Source organism: Brachybacterium sp. AOP25-B2-12 (assembly GCF_052378625.1).
Lineage (GTDB): Bacteria > Actinomycetota > Actinomycetes > Actinomycetales > Dermabacteraceae > Brachybacterium.
In genome coordinates this window covers 360,896-379,990 of record NZ_JBQSXW010000001.1, presented here as the reverse complement: position 1 = coordinate 379,990, position 19,095 = coordinate 360,896, and the positions used below count along the sequence as shown (strand labels likewise).

The following is a 19,095-nucleotide window of genomic DNA, read 5'->3' as shown; positions in this document are numbered from 1 at the left end:
CGAAAACCGTCTAATCAGCAGTGGAACCGATCCGCGCTTGATCGAGCGAGTGATGGGGCACACGAGCGCTACTGCTCACAAGGCCTACTGGAACCGTGGCCTCGACCCGTCTGGGGCGCTGCCAGGCCTGGAGACACCTTTGTAACAGGCGCTCACGCATACGTCCTATGTGGGTTGTCTGCTTCGGCGTTGGGGCTGCGAGCTGAGCCACACAGTCGAAGGAGTCATCGCCAGCACAGTCGTCCCTCGAACGTCGGTACCGTTTGAGACAGTGTTCAGAACATCGAAGAGAGCACGGGCCTAGCAAGTGGTGGCTACCCAAGATCTACCGAACCAACGAATGACTGGAGTGGACGTGGTGAACACATGCATCCGTCATCGCCAAGCACCTGATCCCAGCGGGTGCCGGTGGTGTGGAAGGCTTCGACGTGAGCACGGCATTTACTACGTCCCCTCGGTTGGTGAACATGGGTTCATAGAGCCAACATCCGCCCAGCGCCTAGCTAGGATGCGCGCAAGGAGAGCTAGAGCGCAAGCTCAACTAGTTGACTGAACTTACTCCGCAAGATTAAAGGAACGTCCTCGACGGACGTCAAACTTAAAGCCATACCGACGAGCATGTCTGGCTTGCCGCTCGGGGCTTCCGATGCGGCACACCTTATCTCTTCGAGAATGCAGGCGCTGAACTTGCCGTCACGATGTTGAGAAAAGTCTCCGGGACTCCAGGGGCGACCGTCCATGCGTGGCCAAGAGATATCTGCCGCAGCCGCCCACTGGCTGTCAGTGAAAACATCTTCGATCTCGTTTGGTGCGCCTATGAAATGGCATTGCGTATCGGGGTCTAGACCAGCCTGACGAAGCCTGTCAGGGTGAAACACGTGCTTGGAATTCTTCTGCGAGTCTTCGTCGACAAGGAAGACCACTTTCCTTCCATGCTCATGCAGGAACGTGGCGAAGTGTCGAGCTCCTTCATTGTTAGTGCAGGGCCATAGGGCTATTCCGCAAGACTCCAAGTGTCTGCCAGTTGCTAGTTTGAAGAGCACGGGAAGTGCTAAAGCTTCAGACGCACCCTCCACACCAACGAAAAGCCGTTCGTGCAGGAGGACCGTGTTTCTTAAGCCCACGCTTGCGGCGATAGCGCCTAAGTGGGCTCCGACCTGACTGTCGTCTGCAAGCTGCTCGATCGTGGTGCGGTGCTCCTCGTGCTTGACGTGAACGACATCTCCAATGTCGGTCCCGTCAATTAGGTTCATGGAATGTGACGCGATGATGACTTGCACCTTAGGGTTGCGAGTCTGCTGGTGTATGAGGCTCATCAGCTCGCGCTGATGACCGTAATCGAGGTGGGTGTCGGGCTCGTCGTATAGGAGGACGACGTCCTCACCAGATTCGGCGAGCATGGTAGCGTTGTATTCCCAGATTGCAAGCGCCACTCTTCGTGAGCGACCTGCCCCAGAGTGCTGAAGATTAATTGATTCGCCACGCTCGTTGGTGACGCTAATGTTGGTTGCCTTCAATCCGTTCGCACTCGAGAAACTCACTGTAGGAGAAATGGAAATCTTCCCAAGGTCAGATACTTTCTTAAGTATATGTGTTCGTATGTCATTAGCGTCAGACGCGAGTAGGCGTTCAAGATCTCGCTCGATCTCTGCGACGCGCCCCGTGAAGGCCTCTGAGGCGAGGTGCGCTTTGTAGTTCGTCGTAAGTGCGTCACGTATCGCAACCTCTGCGTCTACGGCGCTCGTGGCGTCGAACCAACGCCCCTCGGGCAAAGCCTTTTCTAGCTCGGGGCTCGCGAGGATCCACTCGACGGTACTCGGCGATTCGTGTATGGCATCAGATAGGCGCTCAAGCAGTGTTGCTTTCGTTGCTTTCGAGGAGTCGAGTCCAAGATCGCCCAGTAGTTTGATTAGCTGAGGAATGGTTAGCGTGTCGACGTTCCGCAATCGCTCGTCCGCGGGGACCTCTGTCAATTGCTCGAAGACTGGCTTTGATTCATTCCGTGCGATCCTGCGCACGACTATCTTGTTGAATCCGAAGCGCTCTTTCTCGCCTGTGTCCAGATCAAACTCTCCGGATACCCACGTCTCTTCGACCCGGGTGGGTGTTTCGTCACCCTCTTCAGAGTGCTCAATCTGGTCGGCATACGTTCTGTCAGACACACTCAGCGTATATCCACCGAGGAGAAACATGATTGCGTGGATGATCGCTGATTTGCCCGCGTCATTCTTTCCCGCCAGCACAGTTGGTGACCCGAGGCCAAGTGAGGGTAGGTCTGCAATTGATCGGAATCCCTTGATCCCGATGCTCCGTAGCTTCATGGCTCCTCCTGGGCGGGCTGCACCTGCTGGCATGCGTAGCGTATCGGCTTTTCTGCTGTGGGTCTGATGGAACCAGGTGTTGGTTGGATCTAGCCGAAGCGGTAATACGCATCGAAGTCGCACTGCGCTGAGCAGTTCAGGTTGACTGTGCCGTGCCAGCTCCTCAGGTGCACGATTTCGCCGTTCTCTCCCCAATCTTTGACGGGATGGCGGTCGCACGGGTCGCCTAGAGGGGTGAGCCTTATGGTGCCACTCTCCGTTGTCGGAGCCTGAGTCGAGTCGACCCTCCGTGCACACTCTCGCTCGATAAAGTCGGCGTTTCCTCGTTACCTAGGAACCGTTGCGGTCTGCGGTCCTGTTCAGCGCCCCCAGCAGGACTCGAACCTGCAACCTACGGATTAGAAGGCCGTTGCTCTATCCATTGAGCTATGGAGGCGCGCACTCGACGGCCGGTGCCGCGAGCGCCCTGCGATCCTACCGGCGGTGCCCGCGCGCCCGGACGCGCGACGGGGCCTGCGTCGCGGATCCTCCGGGGCGCACCTGGCACCGCGGGCACACGTAGATGGACCGTTCCTGCTGCGCCGGCGCCCGGGGATCGTCGAGCTCCTCCCGGAGGATCGGGGTCGAGCAGCGGCGGCAGCGCCGCCGCGCGCGGCCGTAGACCCAGAGGTCCCCGTCGCGTCCCATGAGCCCGCCCGTCGTGACCCGCACCGACCGCTCCCGGTTGACGAACAGCAGCCGCTGGGCGTGGCGCACGAGGGCTGCGAGATCGGGGACCTGCGCGATCGGCACGGCGGGGTGGATCCGTGCGAGGAAGCACGTCTCGCTGCGGTAGATGTTGCCGATCCCGGCGAGATTGCGCTGGTCCAGGAGCGCCGCGCCGATCGTGCGCTCAGGGGCCGAAGCCAGGCGTCGCACGGCCTCGGCCTCGTGCTCGGCGTCCCAGGCGGGATCGAGGAGGTCGGGCCCGAGGTGGACGATGAGCTCGGCGTCCTCCTCGACGGTGCGCACCAGGCGCACCTGCTGGACCTCGTAGGCGATGGCGCGGGCGCGGTGGCCGTCCGGGTGCTCGACCTCGAGCACCGCACGTGCCTGGTGCGCCGGTGCCCGCCAGGGCCCGAACTCCCCGTCCGGCCCTGCCTCGTCGAGATGCCACCGGCCCTCCATCATGAGGTGGCTGTGCAGGGTCAGCGGCTCCCGGCCCTCGGGGGAGACCAGGCGGATCAGCAGATGCTTGCCGCGAGGTCGCACCTCGTGGACCTCCCAGCCCACGAGGTCGCGCACGGCCAGCTGCGGCACCCGGAGCTCTGCCCGGGTGAGCACGCCGCCCGCCAGCGCGGCATGCAGGAGCGCGGTGGCGCGGAAGACGCTGTCGCCCTCGGGCATCAGCGGCCACCCGCCCGCACCCGCACGGACCGCGGCGAGCGATAGCAGCCGGCGCCCTCCAGGGCAGCCACGACGGGGGCGACCTCGACATCGGCGATCGGTCGCCCCGAGATCTTCTCGATCGCGAGCTGGGGGAGGACGGCGTCCTCGGTGACGGCGCGCACGAGCATCGCCGCGACGTCCTCGGTGTGCTCGGCCGCGGCGAACCACAGCAGCGACTTCCCGCCCCTGTCGACGAAGGCGGCGACCTCCCCGCCCCGCAGGACGACGAGGGCACCGGCGCGGCGGGCCGGTCGCACGGTCGTGCCGTCCGGCGGGTCGAGGGGGAGCGGCGGCCAGGGCAGGGCCGCGCCGTACGGGGTGGCGGGATCCGTGGCCGCGAGCACGAGGAGGGTCTCCTCCCCGCGCCCGGCCTCGGCCTCGCGATGGAGGTCCCGCAGCCGGTCCACCGCCTCGGTGGGGGCGAACTGCGAGGCCCCCAGGCCGTCCACGAAGTAGCCTCGGCGGCACTGCCCCGCCTCCTCGAGCGTCGACAGGACCCGGTAGACGGCGGCGAAGGAGCCCGGGACGTCCTCGACGCTCATCGCTCCGCGCGTCACGACGCCGTGGCGGTCCAGCAGGAGGGTGGCCAGGGCCGCGGCGCGCGCGGAGGGGTCCACGGGCGCCACGCGCACCGCCGACCAGCGGCCCGCGCCGACGGGACCCGCGGCGACGTCGGCGACGGTCGGGCCCCCGGTGCGGAGCATCGCCGCCGAGAGCCGGGCCGCGCCGCGCCGCGTGAGCGGGCGGGAGCGTCCGCCCGACCGGGCACTGCGTCGGGGCGCCGGGCCCAGGCCGTGGGATCTCAGCGCCTGGAAGGAGTCGTTCGTGATGAGCGCCGTGAAGGCGAGGTCCCAGAGCGCCTCGGTGACGAGGGCGGGCTCGACGGCGGCGCCGGTATCGGCCAGGGCCGTGAGGATCTCCCCGTGGCGCAGGGCGCCGGGGGAGGCACGCAGGAGGCCGAGGATGCGACCGGCGACGGAGGCGTCCTCGAGGGCGTCGGCCGCGGCCTCGACGTCCTGGGCCACGAGTCCCAGGGGCAGGGCGTCGGCCAGGTGCAGGCGGATCCAGCCGTCGGACGCGCCGAGGCGGCCGTGCCCCGTCCACACGAGCTCGCCCGCGGCGAACAGGCCATCGAGCGTCGAGGGGGCGAAGTCCGGCAGCCGGGCCGGAAGGATCTGGGACTCCCAGGTGGACAGCGGCAGGGATACCCCCGCCAGCTGGTCGACGACCGAGAGCACGCCGTCGGCGCCGCGCAGGCTCGCCCGGTCGCGGCGACCCTCGGGGCGGCGCGCCGGAAGATGCTCCCACTGCCCCAGGAAGCGGGCGTACACCGGTCCCGGCACGGGTTCGATCTCCCGGCGTGACGCGGCGAGGCTGGCTCGACGGATCCGCCGCAGGACGTCCGCGTCGACCCACTCCGCGCCCTCGGTGCCGGGGGTGAACTCGCCCTGGTTCAGGGTGCGGTCCGCGGTGAGGGTCTCCAGCGCCGAGCGGGCCACCCCCGGCGCCAGGGCGAAGGCCGCGGTCGCGTCCGGGAGGGTGAAGGGGCCGCGGGTGCGGGCCCAGCGGGCCAGCAGCTGGTCGACCGCGTGCGGCACCTCGGCGAGGTGCGCCTCGGGGATGCCCGGCGGCAGAGCCACCCCGAGGGCGTCGCGCAGCAGTCCGGCGTCCTCGATGGCGGCGAGGTGCTCGTGGCCCGCGATGCGGACGGTCACGGCGCGGCGTGCGGTCTCGAGCTCCGACCACGCGGCCCGGATGTCCAGGCCCTCCCGGGCGCGGGCGTCGAGGTCCTCGCGGGTCAGCGGGCCCAGCCGGCGCAGCGCGTCGGCGACGCCCTCGAGGTCGCGCAGCGCACGGTCCTCGTCCAGGCCCTGCAGGCGGCGTGAGACCTCATCGATGACCTCGCGGTCCAGCAGCTCGCGCAGGCTGACGGTGCCCAGCAGCTCCGCCAGGAGGGACTGGTCCAGGCTGAGCGCCGCGGCGCGACGTTCGGCCAGGGGGGAGTCCGCGTCGTAGATGAACTGGGAGACGTATCCGAACAGCAGGGACCGTGCGAACGGTGACGGCGCGGCCGTCTCGACCTCTCGCACCTCGACGCGACGTCCGGTCACCTGGCGCATGAGCTCGACGAGCGCCGGGAGGTCGTACACGTCCTGCAGGCACTCCCGTGCCGCCTCGAGCATGATCGGGAAGTCCGGGTACGGGCGCGCGACGTCCAGCAGGGAGGCCGCTCGCTGGCGCTGCTGCCACAGCGGGGCGCGTGCAGTGGGGTCGCGGCGGGGCAGCAGCAGGGCGCGCGCCGCGCACTCCCGGAAGCGGGAGGCGAACAGCGCGCTCGAGCCGACCAGGCGGCGCACCTCCTCGTCGATCTCCTCGGGCGTGAACACGAACAGGTCCGCGCCGGGCGGCTCCTCACCATGCGGGATCCGCAGCACGATCCCGTCGTCGGCGGCCATCACCTGCCCGTCCAGGCCGAAGCGCTCCTCGATCCGAGCTCCGACCGCGAGCGCCCAGGGACCCGTGATGCGCTGCCCCAGCGCGCAGTGCAGCACCACGCGCCAATCGCCCAGCTCGTCCGCGAAGCGCTCGACGACCAGCTGATCGGGGCCGGGGACGACACCCACGGCCTCCTCCTGCTCCCGGAGGTAGGACAGCACCGCACCTGTCGCGTTCTCGTCCAGGCCGATCCCGGCGAGCTCGGTGCGTGCCGCCGCGTCCCCGCGGTGCGCGAGGTCCGCCTGGAAGGCGGCGATCGCCCGGCCGAGCACCGGGGGGCGGCCGATCCCGTCGCCGTGCCAGAACGGGATCCGTCCGGCGAGCCCGAAGGCGGGGGAGACCGTGACCCGGTCGTGGGTGATCTCCTCGATCCGCCAGCTCGAGGTGCCCAGGGTGATGACGTCCCCGCGGCGCGACTCGTAGACCATCTCCTCGTCGAGCTCGCCCACGCGACGTGCCTGGGTGTCCTCGTCGCCGGCGACGATGAACACGGGGAAGAGCCCTCGGTCCGGGATCGTGCCTCCGCTCGTGACGACGAGGCGCTGCGCACCGGGCCGGGCGTCGAGCGTCCCGGCCTCGCGGTCCAGCACCAGGCGCGGCCGCAGCTCGGAGAACGCCGTCGAGGGGTAGCGTCCGGCGAGCAGCTCGACGGTCTGGTCGAAGGCGGACCGCGGCAGCGTCGAGTACGGCGCGCTGGACCGCACGAGGGAGAACCAGTCCTCGACGTCCAGGACGTCCATCGCCGCGGCGGACACCGTGTGCTGGGCCAGCACGTCCAGGGCGTTGCGCGGTACGGCGAGCGGCTCGATGCGACCGGCCAGGGACTCCCGCACGGTCACCGCGGCGCGCACGACGTCCGCCGAGTGCAGGGGGTGCACCACGCCGTGCGAGACGGCGCCCACGTCGTGACCGGCGCGGCCGATCCGCTGCAGTGCCGAGGAGACGGAGAACGGCGACTCGACCTGGATCACGAGGTCCACGGCCCCCATGTCGATGCCCAGCTCGAGGGAGGAGGTCGCGACGACGCACCGCAGCTCCCCGGCCTTGAGCTGCTCCTCGATCAGTTTGCGGTGCTCCTTGGACATCGACCCGTGGTGGGCCCGGGCGATCTCCTCGGCCTCGACGTCGGGACCCTCGGGGGCGTCGGGGTCGAGTGCCCCCACCCGGCGGGCATGGAGGCGGTTGAGCTTGGAGGTCAGGCGTTCGGCCTGTCGTCGCGAATTCGCGAAGACGATGGTCGAGCGGTGGGCGAGCACCTCGTCGAGCACCGCCCGCTCGACGTGCGGCCAGATGGTGCCGGACACGTCGTCCTCGTCGACCGCGTCGGCGGGCGGATCGATCTGGGCGATATCGGGGACGGGGAGCGTGACCCGCACGTCCCAGTGCTTCATCGCCGGCGGGCGTACGATCCCGAGCCCACGGCCCCGGCCGCTCCCGGTCAGATACGCGGCGACCTCCTCGGCGGGCTCGACGGTGGCCGAGAGCCCGATCCTCTGGGCGGGGCGCTCCAGCAGCGCATCCAGCCGCGCGAGCGACAGCGCCAGGTGCACGCCCCGCTTGGAGCCTGCCACCGCGTGCACCTCGTCGACGATCACGGTGTCGACCTGCGCGAGCGTCTCGCGGGCGGCGGAGGAGAGCATGAGGAACAGCGACTCGGGCGTGGTGATGAGGATGTCCGGGGGATGTGTGACCAGACGCCGGCGCTGCTGGGGGGTGGTGTCCCCGGTGCGGACGCCCACCGTCACGGGTGCGTGGGGGATCCCCAGGCGCTCGGCGGCACGGACCGTGCCCACCAGCGGTGAGGTGAGGTTGCGCTCGACGTCCACCCCCAGCGCCTTCAGCGGCGAGACGTACAGGACCGCGGTGCCGCGCCGCTCGCGCACTGCATCCGGGGCGCGCGTGAACTGCAGGCGGTCGATCGCCGTGAGGAACGCGGCGAGGGTCTTCCCGGAGCCGGTGGGTGCGATGACCAGGGTGTCCTCGCCGCGCGCGATCGAGTCCCAGGCGCCGTCCTGGGCGGCGGTGGGAGCGCCGAAGGTCTCGCGGAACCACGTGCCGGTGGCGGGGGAGAGGAGGTCCAGCGAGGAGCGCTCGGGCACGCCGTCGGATCGTCCCGCAGACGGCCCCTCCGCGGACGGTGTCTCCTGAGCCGGACTCTCCTGTGCAGGGAGTTCCTGGGTGGGTCCCTCGTCGTCCATGGAGCCCATTGTCTGCCAGGCCGCCGACGAACGAGCTGGACAGCGTGGTGCGGGCGTGTCGAAGAACGGCCTGCTGTTCCGGCGGCGGGGCGTCGGCGTTCACGCGAGGACTCGAAGATCACACGGCCCAGGACACTCACCACGGCGACGTGGCACGATGGTCAGTGGTCGGGATGCCCTGATCCGGGGTCCCGAAGACGTCAACGCAAAGGATGGATGACATGGCCGGGTTCACCGAGTACACACTCCCCGATCTCCCCTACGACTACAGCGCTCTCGAGCCTGCGATCTCGGGCAAGATCATGGAGCTCCATCACGACAAGCACCACGCGACCTACGTCAAGGGTGCCAACACGGCTCTCGAGAAGCTCGCCGCGGCCCGCGAGACCGGGGAGTTCGGGAACATCAACCAGCTCTCGAAGGACCTCGCCTTCAACCTGGGTGGTCACGTGAACCACTCGATCTTCTGGCAGGTCCTCTCGCCCGAGGGCGGCGACAAGCCCGAGGGCGAGCTGGCCGCCGCGATCGACGAGTTCTTCGGCTCCTTCGACGCCTTCCGCGCGCAGTTCACCGCTGCGGCGCTCGGCATCCAGGGCTCCGGCTGGGCGATCCTCGCCTACGATCCGCTGGGCAAGAACGTCGTCATCGAGCAGTTCTACGACCAGCAGAACGGCATCCCGGTCTCGACGATCCCGCTGTTCCAGCTCGACATGTGGGAGCACGCCTTCTACCTCGACTACCAGAACGTCAAGGCGGACTACGTCAAGGCGATCTGGAACGTCGTGAACTGGAAGGACGTCGCGGCCCGCTTCGAGCGCGCCCGCACCCAGACCCAGGGACTGATCACCCCGGGCCTGTGACCCTCCCGCGGGCCTTATCCCGTCCCTCGCGCTGAGGCGCGGGCGACGCGGGGGACCGCACGCATCGGCGAACGGCCGGCCCTTCGGGGCCGGCCGTTCGCGCGTCCGGGCACACGTTCCCTCCCCACGCCGTGACCGTCCCCCGAGCTCCGTCCCGCCTCCCCGCGGCGGGCCGAGGACGTCAGGCTGTGCGGTATCCGGCCCGTCGGGGTCGGAGCCTCCTGCGGGATCTGCCCGTGGGCGGGCATCCCCACGGGAAGGCACCGATCATGCGCGATCTCAGGACCACCATCACCGGCAACGTCGCCAAGGACGTCACCGAGCACCGCTACGACGACGGCACCGTCACCGCCGTCATCCGCCTGGCCTCGACCTCGAGGTACTTCGACCAGGACCGCAACGACTTCACCGACCGCAAGACGGAGTTCTTCACCGTCTACGCGCGGCGTGCGTTGGCACGCAACGTCATCGACTCGGTGCGCAAGGGCGATCCCCTGATCGTCTCCGGCCGGCTCGGCAGCGCGGAATGGGTCAAGGACGGCGTCTCGGGCTTCTCCATGACCGTCCAGGCCGAGTCGATCGGCCACGACCTCACCTTCGGGACGGACACCTTCGCCCGGTCCTCGCGTCGGACGGCCACGCCGCTGGTCGACGAGCGCACCGGCGAGATCCTCGGGGAGGACGGCACGGAGGACGAGGCCCCGGACGCCGAGGGAGCGGATGCCTCCCGGCGTGAACCTGCGCTCGCGGGTGACAGCCCGTTCTGACGACCCTCGGGACCCCGGCGCGACGGCCGGCGCCCCGTACCTGGACCTGGCGTGTGTGCCGGGTTCAGGCCTCGGGAGTGGGCGCGGCGCCCACGCTCGCCGCGAGGGCGTCGACCAGCTCGGGCACCACGCGGGGGCCCAGCACCAGGTCGGTGCGTCCCGCGCCACGGACGGCGCACCAGGTGCGGCCGTCGGCCATCGCTGCGACGACGGCACGTGGCGCTCCGGAGCCCAGGCGGTCTGCGACGGCCTGGGCGGACTCCTCGGCCCAGGTGACGGCGGTCAGCTCGACGGCGATGGCGCCGCCCGTCGCGACGTCGGGCCAGGCGATCTCCGCCAGGCCCGCGCCGGGATCGGCGTCCTCGGGGACGTCGTCGAGCTCGACCGGAGTCAGGTGGAGCGTGTCGGCGCGTGCGGACGCGAGCGTCGCATCGTCCAGCAGCAGGGCGAAGGACGGCTGCTGCTCGAGCAGGGCGCCGGACTGCACGAGGGCGAAGAACCGTGCGCTGTGCAGGGGATCGCCGTCGAGATGGCGGACCACGTCGAGCACCGCGGCGGCCAGCGCCGCGGCCGGTGCATCGAGCGTGGGGCCCGGAGCGGTCCCTGAGTTCTCGGGCATCACGGTTTCCTGTCAGAATGGTGGGTGCCACCGCGGCCCGCGGCGGCATCCACTGTACCCCGGACCGCTCGGCCATCGACGGCCCCCCGGGACGGCCGAGGACCCACTCGGAGCACCGTCCGGATGCCCTTTCTGGCTGCGGAAGGACTCCCGTGAGCTTCTCCACCCCGTTCGGCAGCGCTGGCCGCCCCGCCGCACCCCGGCGCGGGCCCTCCGGTCGGCAGCGCCGAGGCCGCATCTCTCCGCTCGGCATCACCGTCGTGGCCCTCGTCGTGCTCATGATCCTCGTGGTCGTGGCCTCCGAGGTCGTCACGCGCTACGCCTGGTTCGACCAGCTGGGATTCGCCCAGGTGCTGCGCACCCGCTGGATCGTCCAGGGGATCCTGTTCGTCGCCGGTGCGCTCCTGTTCGCGATCCCGCTGTTCCTCAGCCTGCGATTCGCGCACGCGCGTCGGCCCGTGTTCGCGCCCGTCACCCGGGAGGACGAGGCGCTCGAGCAGTTCCGCACGGCCGTCGAGCCGCTGCGCCGGGGGATCACGATCCTCGCGCCCATCGTCATCGGGTCCTTCGCGGGGCTCGCGGCGTCGCGGTCGTGGGAGAACGTGCTGCTGTTCCTAAACGCCCAGGACTTCGGCGCCGTCGACCCCCAGTTCGGCTTCGACGTGGGCTTCTTCGTGTTCACGCTCCCCGTCGTCGAGCTGATGCTGTCCCTGGCCCGGTATGCGGCGCTGATCGCCCTCGTCGGAGGTCTGATCGGCCACTTCGTGTACGGCGGTGTCGCCTGGCGCCAGGAGAAGGGGCTGGACGTCACCCGGTCCGCACGACGCCACCTCGGGATCCTCGCCGTCGTCTATCTCGTGATCCTGGGTCTGTCGCACTGGGTCGAGCGCTACGGCCTCCTGACCAGCGTCCACGACCGTTTCGAAGGGGCGTCGTACACCGACGTCCACGCGATCCTGCCCGCCAAGACGATCCTGGCCATCGCCGCCGTGATCGTCGCCGCGATGTTCGTGCTGTGGATCGTCCGCGGCGATTGGCGGATCCCGGCCATCGGCGCCGGCCTCATGCTGCTGTCGACCCTGGCCGTCGGCTTCGCGTATCCCGCGCTCATCGAGCAGTTCCGGGTCGAGCCCAACGCGCGCGCCCTCGAGCGCCCCTACATCGAGCGCAACATCGACGCGACGCGCACCGCCTTCGGGCTCGACGACGTCGAGGTCATCGACTACGCGGCACAGACGGACGCGACCCCCGGCACCCTGCGTGCCGATGCGGACGCCACGGCCCAGATCCGCCTGCTGGATCCCGCGATCGTCTCGCCCACCTTCGGGCAGCGCGAGGCCAACCGTCGCTACTGGGGCTTCGACGACATCCTGTCGGTGGATCGCTACACGATCGACGGGACCCTCCAGGACACCGTGATCGGCGTGCGCGAGCTGAGCCCCTCCAAGCTGGACCTGAACAACCAGAGCTGGGTCAACCAGCACATCACCTACACCCACGGATTCGGCGTCGCCGCCGCGTACGGCAACCGTCGCAACGCCGACGGCGAGCCGGCCTTCATCGAGTCCGGTGTCCCCGGACAGGGGGCGCTCGGGACGTTCGAGGAGCGCGTGTACTTCGGTCGCACCTCCCCGGACTACTCCATCGTGGGTGCTCCTGAAGGTGCCACCCCCGAGGAGTTCGACTACCAGTCGGGCACCGACGAGAACTCCGAGGGCACCCAGCGCACCAACACGTTCTCCGGCGACGGAGGACCCTCGATCGGGAACCCGATCATGCGGTTCCTGTACGCCGTGAAGTTCCGCGATCCCAACATCGTGATCTCGGACTACGTCAACGACAAGTCGCAGATCCTCTACGACCGGGACCCCCGTCAGCGCGTGAACGCCGTCGCGCCCTTCCTCTCCCTGGACTCGGGCATGTACCCCGCGGTCGTGGACGGACGCCTCGTCTGGGTCGTGGACGGCTACACCTCGACCGATCGCTACCCCTACGCCCAGAGCGTCGATCTCGATGCGGCGGTCGAGGACTCCCAGACGAATCCGGGCGACAGCGCCGGGTCCCGCGTCCGGGACACGAACTACCTGCGCAACGGGGTCAAGGCCACGGTCGACGCGTACGACGGCTCGGTCAAGTTGTACGCGTGGGACACCGACGACCCGATCCTCAAGGCGTGGCAGCAGGCCTTCCCGGGATCCATCCAGGACACCCCGGAGATCAGCGGCGACCTGATGTCGCACCTGCGCTACCCCGAGGACCTCTTCAAGTCCCAGCGCACCCTGCTCGCGAAGTACCACGTGACCAATCCCGACGAGTTCTTCGGTCAGCAGGACTTCTGGCAGATCCCTGTCGATCCGACCCGGGCACCCACCGAGAACGGCGCCGGTGCCGAGCCCACGCGCAAGAAGCAGCCGCCGTACTACCTGTCGATGCAGATGCCCGGCCAGGACTCGCCACGCTTCTCGCTGTCCTCGAGCTACACCCCGGCCGACGGGCAGGACGTCCTGTCCGGGTTCCTCGCGGTGGACTCCGAGACCGGTGACCAGGCGGGCAACCCTGCCAAGAGCTACGGTCAGCTCAAGCTGCTGAACCTCCCGGCGTCCAACCCGGTCAACGGGCCCGGACAGGTGCAGGCCACGTTCAACTCCGACTCCAACGTCTCGCGAGCGCTGAACCTGCTGAAGTCCGGCAACTCCGAGGTCATCAACGGCAACCTGCTCACGCTCCCGATGGGCGGCGGCCTGCTGTACGTCCAGCCCGTCTACCTGCAGTCCTCCGCTGCCGGCGGTGGCGCCCAGTACCCGCTCCTGCAGATGGTCCTGGTCTCCTTCGGCGACAAGATCGGTTTCGCGCCCACCCTCGACGAGGCCCTCGACCAGGTGTTCGGCGGCGACTCCGGGGCCAATGCCGGCGACGCCGGGATCCAGGCCGAGGGCGAGGCCGGGACGGCCGAGGGCGCCGGGACGGACACCTCGGGGCAGCCGGCCGCCACGGGCGACGCCCAGACACGCCTCGACCAGGCGCTCGCCGACATGCAGCAGGCGGAGACGGATGCCCAGGAGGCCCTGAACGCGGGTGACTGGACGGCGTACGGCGAGGCGCAGGCCCGTCTCCAGGACGCACTGCGACGTGCGCTCGCGGCCAACGAGGAGCTCGGCGGATCCTCGCCGAGCGACGGAGGCGGCGGCTGAGCCGGCGTGACACAGGGCACCCCGCCCCGAGTGGACATCGCTCCCGGCCTCGGCGTAGTCTTATCGAGTCGCCGCGGGGTGGAGCAGTTCGGTAGCTCGCCGGGCTCATAACCCGGAGGTCGTAGGTTCAAATCCTGCCCCCGCTACGAGATGAAGGTCCCCGTCCGGTTCGCCGGACGGGGACCTTCTGCATTCCCATCCCGCGCGCCTCGCGGATCGGCCCCGGCGGGAAATCCCGTTGCGCCCCCTGCGCCCCCGATGGTCCTCTGTCCTCGGTCGACGGCAGCCGCCGTCGACCACGGACGACCATCCCCGATCGGACCCCGCACCATGACCGCCCTGCCCACGACCCTCCCCGGAGCCGCCGCCGACACCCTCCTGTGGGCGCACCCGCACGAGATCGAGCCCGCCGCGCTCGATCAGCTGCGCGCCATCTCCCGGCTCCCGTGGACCCACGCCCTGCGCGTCATGCCCGACGTGCATCTGGGCAAGGGCGCCACGGTCGGCTCCGTGATCGCGATGCGGGACGCCGTGTCCCCGGCGGCCGTCGGGGTCGACATCGGCTGCGGCGTGGTCGCGGTGCGGACGTCCCTCACGCGGGACGACCTCCCCGATTCGCTCTCGGCGCTGCGCAGCGGCATCGAGGCGGCGGTCCCGGTCGGCTTCACGTCCCACGCGGAGTCCGTGGGCACGCGCGACGTCGCCTGGGCCGACCGTGCGATCCTCACGCGGCGCGCCGGCCTGATGGCCCGCTTCGGCGATCTCCGTGCGCACAGGATCGCCGACCGCCACGACCGTGCGTGGGCGCAGTGCGGCACGCTCGGCGGCGGCAACCACTTCATCGAGCTGTGCGCGGACGACGAGGGAGCCCTCTGGCTCACCCTGCACTCCGGGTCGCGCAACATCGGCAAGGAGCTGGCCGAGCGGCACATCTCCGTCGCCCGGGGTCTGGAGCACAACCTGGGGCTGCCCGACCGCGACCTCGCGGTGTTCCTCGCCGACACCGAGCAGATGAGCGGCTACCTGCACGACCTGCACTGGGCTCAGGAGTACGCCGCGCTCAACCGCGCCCTCATGATGGCTCTCGTCCGGAAGGTGGTCTCCGCGCAGTTCCCCGAGGCGACCTATGGCGAGACGATCAACTGCCACCACAACTACGTGGCCCACGAGCGCTACGACGGCGTCGACCTGATCGTGACCCGCAAGGGCGCGATCCGGGCCGGTGCCGGGGATCTCGCGCTGATCCCGGGCTCGATGGGCACGGGATCCTTCGTGGTGCGCGGCCGGGGCAACGAGGCATCGCTGAACTCCGCGTCCCACGGGGCCGGGCGTCGGATGTCGCGCTCCCGCGCCAAGGCGACGTACACCGTGGAGGACCTCGCCGAGCAGACCGCAGGCATCGAATGCCGCAAGGACGCCGGCATCGTCGACGAGATCCCCGGGGCCTACAAGCCGATCGAGTCGGTGATCGAGGCCCAGGCCGATCTCGTCGAGGTGGTGGCGCGCCTGCACACGCTGCTCTGCGTCAAGGGCTGACAGGCCCTGCGGACCGCGCGGTCCCGCCGACATGCCCACGGCGGGATCGCGCGTGACGTACGATCCCAGCGGCTCTCCGTGCCCGGTTCGCCCCGGATTCCCGGCGTCCGAACCGGCGGGCCGTCCACCGCTCCCGTCGCCGACAGGTCCCGCATGCTCTCCTCTCCCACCACCCCCGTCGACGTCGCGATCATCGGCGGGGGGATCGCGGGATCCTCGACGCTCCTGGAGCTGCTGGCGACCCATCGCGACACCGGCGGCGAGGAGACGCTCCGGATCGTCGTGGTCGAGCGCAGCCAGGACGTGTTCGCCGGCCTTCCCTACGGAGAGCGATCCGGATCCTCCTCGCTCATCGTGACCCCGTTGCGGGAGTTCCTCGACGAGCCGTGGCTGTCGGGCTTCGAGGCCTGGCTCGAGGAGCATCGCGAGGAGGTCCTGCGCGCGGATCCCCGGCTTGGCATCTCCGCCTCCTGGGTGGCCGATCACGCGGCCGGCATCCGCGAGGGACGATGGCTCGATCTGTTCGTCCCCCGCAGGCTGTTCGGCCACTACCTGCGGGCACGGGTCGCCCAGGAGATCGCGGCGACGCCCGGGGCCGAGGTGGAGGTCCTCACCGGGCAGGCGCGGGTGCTCCGGTCCCGAGAGGACGGGTGGACCGTCGAGGTCGTGCGTCCCGACGCCGTGGGCCCGACCGTGCTGGCGGCCGAGTCGGTCGTGCTGGCCATCGGCAGCCCTCCCAAGCGGGCCCTGGCCCATGAGCTGCGCGAGGACGCCGTGGGCTGCTACGTCGCGGACACCCACGCGACGAGCATCGACGCGCTGCTGGAGGATCTGCGCGAGCATCTCGGCAGAGCGGTCGGCGCCTCCGCGAGCGGGGACGTGCTGCTCGTCGGGGCCAACGCCGATGCCCTCGAGCTGCTCCACGCCGTGCACCGCGCCGGGATGACCCGTGCCTGGGACCGACGGGTCGTGGTGCTCGCCCCGCGGGGCACCCCCGATGCCTGGACGGTGCGACCCGTCCGCGCCGACGAGTACCGCTCGGTGCACATGGTCGCCTACACCGGAAGCACCGCGGACGCCGATCTCACCGCCGCCGGCGTCCACGCCGCGATCGAGCAGGACGTGCGTGACGCGATCGCGCACGGGTTCTCCGAGCAGGACACGGTCGAGGAGCTCAAGCGCCGCACCGGCGAGGTCCTCGACCGCCTGCCGTGGACCGAGCAGCAGGCGTTCGTGGACCGTTGGGGCAACCTCGTCTACCGCTTCTACCGGCCCACCGGCGGCGACTACCAGCGGGTGGCCTCGACGCTCCTGGCCGAGGGACGCATCACCGTCGAGCGGGCCACGTACCTCCGGGCCCGCGACGGGGAGCGGGGATGGACCGTCACCGTCGACGAGGACGGGCGCGAGCGGGAGCTGCCGGGCGCCTTCGCGGCCGTCGTCAACTGCGCCGGCTTCGAGGGGCTGTCGACGACGGACGATCGCTTCCTGCGGGAGATCCTGGACGACGGCGTGGTGCGTGCGACACCCTCGGACACGGGGATCGCCGTCGACGAGACGTTCCAGGCGGCGCCGGGGATCTTCGTGACGGGCCCGCTCCTGGGCGGCAACCTCAATGCGCGGATGCGCTTCTGGCACCTCGAGAGCTGCCACCGGATCATCGCGGTGGCCCCGGACGTCGCCCGCTCGGTGCTGCGTCGTCGGGCCCACGTGCGAGGATGATGCGATGAGCCACCACTCGTCGGCGCCGGCGGCGCGCACGTACCTGTTCCTGGGCGATTCGATCACCGACTGCGGCCGCCGGGAGGACCCGGCCGAGCTGGGCTACGGGTACGTCCGCCTCATCGCCGAGCACCTGGCGGCGCACGAGCCGGCGTCCCGGGTCATCAACCGCGGCATCGGCGGGGACCGGGTGCACGACCTCGCGGCCCGCTTCGACCGTGACGTCCTGGACCTCGACCCCGACGTGGTGACCATCTACGGCGGCGTCAACGACTCCTGGCACCGCGACGAGCAGGGCCGCGCGACCGCGGACGAGGACTTCGAGCGCGACTACCGCTACATGCTCGACCAGCTCTCGGCCACGCGCCCGGGGGTTCCCGTGCTCCTCGTGGTGCCCTTCGTGACCGATGTCGACGAGCAGATGGCCTCCCTGCACGAGGACCTCGACGCCAAGGTCCGCACGATCCGTCGCCTCGCCCAGGAGTTCGACACCGGCCTCGTCGACGCCGAGCTCGTCCTGCGCGAGGCCCTCGACCTGGGGCACACTCCGACCACCCTCGCCGCCGACGGCGTGCATCCGACGATCGCCGGCCACCGCCTGCTGGCCGATGCCTGGATCGCCGCCGCCGCGCAGACCGAGGGCCGGTAGGCGGCACCTGACCCGAGAGATCCCGAGGGTCGCCACGCAGCGCCTGATCCGAGCCCCCCCCGGGGCGCTCGCTGGGATCCTGATCCGCGAGGAGCCTCGAGGTGCGCGCGAGCGGGAGCCGCCGTACATTGCGGTGCGGTCTCCCGCGGGATCCGGGATCCCTGGCGCCCGACGGATCAGCGCGCGGGGGCGTCGGACTCCTCCTCGGGATCGAGGTGTCGGCTGCGCTCACGCTGTCCGTGCGTCATCGACCGCAGGTCGGTGCGTTGATCGAAGGAGGATCCCAGCGCCCCGGCCACCACGCCCATCGCGGCGCTGAGCCAGGCGATGTCGAGGTAGTTCGAGAAGGTCGGCTCCTGGCCGATGATCTCGGCCATGTACTCCGGGGCGATGACCACCAGTCCGCCCAGCAGGATCAGCACCACGAGCGCCACGTAGAGACCTGCCACGCACAGGGCGATGGTGAGCACGGTCGAGAGGTTGTACAGCAGCACCAGGCGCGCCAGGGGTGCCGTCCCGCGCCCGTCCCACAGGCGATTGCCGACGATCAGCCACGCCACCATGGCTGCGATCGCGAGGGCACCGATCCCCAGCAGTCGCGTCGTGGGCAGGTAGAGGGACATCGCCCAGATCGAGCTGTAGAAGATGCCGAAGGCGCCGGTCGCGGCCGCCGCGGCGAGGGCGCCGGAGAGCTGCGGGGCGGTGCGCAGCGGGGCGTTGGAGGCCACCATGCCGATGATGGTGCGCAAGCCGCCCGACGCCGCGCGGCCCAGCAGCGCCAGGTGGTCGTCGTCCTGGCCGATCCTGCTCCAGTGCAGGCCGCGCGGCGCTGTGGGATCGGCGTCCGCCTCCGCGACCTGGGGCTTCATGCGGATCGTGCAGGCCAGCACGGCATCGTGCAGTCGAGCGTCGCCCCGGGCCGCGCCCAGCGTCGGGCAGGAGATGATCCCGACGTTGCGGTCCACGAGGAGTTCGGCGACCATCGGACGGCGGTCCGTCAGGCGCGGGATCTCGGTGATCAGCAGGACCGCGTCCGGGCGGGGGTCGGCGCGCGCGAGCCGGTCGGCGTCCCGCAGATCCAGCGCGTCGCTGGACCCCAGGCGCAGGGTCTCCGTGCGCACCTCGAGCGCGACGGGCTGGCTGAACTGCTCGTCGAGGGTGCGCTCGAGTCGGGCCTGGATGCGTTCGGCGCGTCGGGTGGGCAGGCCGGGGTCGGCCAGCAGCAGCAGGCGGACGCCCAGGTGGTGGTCGGTCATGCGTCCTCACGGGGTCGGGATGGGTCCTCGATGGTCGCAGGTCCGGGCCAGC

General features: G+C 70.1%; 11 protein-coding genes and 2 tRNA genes. 7 read left to right on the top strand and 6 right to left on the bottom strand.

Annotation, left to right across the window (positions count from 1 at the left end):
- Nucleotides 1-524: 524 nt before the first annotated feature.
- The 4 genes from ACT3TZ_RS01725 to ACT3TZ_RS01710 all read right to left on the bottom strand — a co-directional run bounded on the left by ACT3TZ_RS01725 (nt 525) and on the right by ACT3TZ_RS01710 (nt 8,443).
- The gene (locus tag ACT3TZ_RS01725; RefSeq protein WP_444581658.1) at nt 525-2,321 is read right to left on the bottom strand and encodes an ATP-dependent nuclease; all 1,797 of its coding nucleotides are present in this window, start codon (nt 2,319-2,321) and stop codon (nt 525-527) included.
- Nucleotides 2,322-2,684: 363 nt separating this feature from the next.
- A tRNA-Arg gene (locus tag ACT3TZ_RS01720) sits at nt 2,685-2,757 on the bottom strand.
- 38 nt (nt 2,758-2,795) lie between these two features.
- Nucleotides 2,796-3,707 carry a DNA-formamidopyrimidine glycosylase family protein gene (locus ACT3TZ_RS01715; RefSeq protein WP_444581657.1) on the bottom strand — a complete coding sequence of 304 codons (912 nt, stop codon included), beginning with the start codon at nt 3,705-3,707 and terminating at the stop codon, nt 2,796-2,798.
- Nucleotides 3,707-8,443 (bottom strand): ATP-dependent helicase, encoded by a 4,737-nt coding sequence (locus ACT3TZ_RS01710; RefSeq protein ID WP_444581656.1) that lies wholly within the window; start codon nt 8,441-8,443, stop codon nt 3,707-3,709. Before ACT3TZ_RS01710 ends, ACT3TZ_RS01715 begins: the two co-directional genes overlap by 1 nt.
- A gap of 221 nt (nt 8,444-8,664) precedes the next feature.
- Here ACT3TZ_RS01710 and ACT3TZ_RS01705 point away from each other — a divergent pair, with 221 nt between their 5' ends.
- Together ACT3TZ_RS01705 and ACT3TZ_RS01700 are read left to right on the top strand one after the other, a co-directional pair.
- Complete coding sequence (locus ACT3TZ_RS01705; RefSeq protein WP_444581655.1) at nt 8,665-9,303, top strand: superoxide dismutase; 639 nt, start codon at nt 8,665-8,667, stop codon at nt 9,301-9,303.
- A gap of 269 nt (nt 9,304-9,572) precedes the next feature.
- Nucleotides 9,573-10,070, top strand: coding sequence for a single-stranded DNA-binding protein (locus ACT3TZ_RS01700; protein WP_444581654.1), 498 nt, complete (start codon nt 9,573-9,575; stop codon nt 10,068-10,070).
- Between the two features lie 64 nt (nt 10,071-10,134).
- Here ACT3TZ_RS01700 and ACT3TZ_RS01695 read toward each other — a convergent pair whose 3' ends face one another.
- A complete protein-coding gene (locus ACT3TZ_RS01695; protein WP_444581653.1) occupies nt 10,135-10,689 on the bottom strand; it encodes a PPA1309 family protein in 555 nt (184 codons plus the stop codon).
- Nucleotides 10,690-10,841: 152 nt separating this feature from the next.
- Between ACT3TZ_RS01695 and ACT3TZ_RS01690 the strand changes: the two genes are divergently transcribed.
- From ACT3TZ_RS01690 to ACT3TZ_RS01670, 5 genes are all read left to right on the top strand, one after another.
- Nucleotides 10,842-13,880, top strand: a complete 3,039-nt coding sequence (locus tag ACT3TZ_RS01690; protein WP_444581652.1) for a UPF0182 family membrane protein — start codon at nt 10,842-10,844, stop codon at nt 13,878-13,880.
- A 72-nt stretch (nt 13,881-13,952) separates the two neighbouring features.
- Nucleotides 13,953-14,026, top strand: a tRNA-Met gene (locus tag ACT3TZ_RS01685).
- A 184-nt stretch (nt 14,027-14,210) separates the two neighbouring features.
- Complete coding sequence (locus tag ACT3TZ_RS01680) at nt 14,211-15,416, top strand: RtcB family protein (RefSeq protein WP_444581651.1); 1,206 nt, start codon at nt 14,211-14,213, stop codon at nt 15,414-15,416.
- 153 nt (nt 15,417-15,569) lie between these two features.
- Nucleotides 15,570-17,138 (top strand): FAD/NAD(P)-binding protein, encoded by a 1,569-nt coding sequence (locus ACT3TZ_RS01675; RefSeq protein WP_444581650.1) that lies wholly within the window; start codon nt 15,570-15,572, stop codon nt 17,136-17,138.
- A gap of 4 nt (nt 17,139-17,142) precedes the next feature.
- Entirely contained in the window at nt 17,143-17,787 is a 645-nt protein-coding gene (locus ACT3TZ_RS01670; RefSeq protein WP_444581649.1) for an SGNH/GDSL hydrolase family protein, read from the top strand.
- A 176-nt stretch (nt 17,788-17,963) separates the two neighbouring features.
- On the opposite strand, the gene ACT3TZ_RS01665 is transcribed toward ACT3TZ_RS01670, so the two are convergent.
- Entirely contained in the window at nt 17,964-19,043 is a 1,080-nt protein-coding gene (locus ACT3TZ_RS01665; RefSeq protein WP_444581648.1) for a hypothetical protein, read from the bottom strand.
- Nucleotides 19,044-19,095 lie beyond the last annotated feature (52 nt).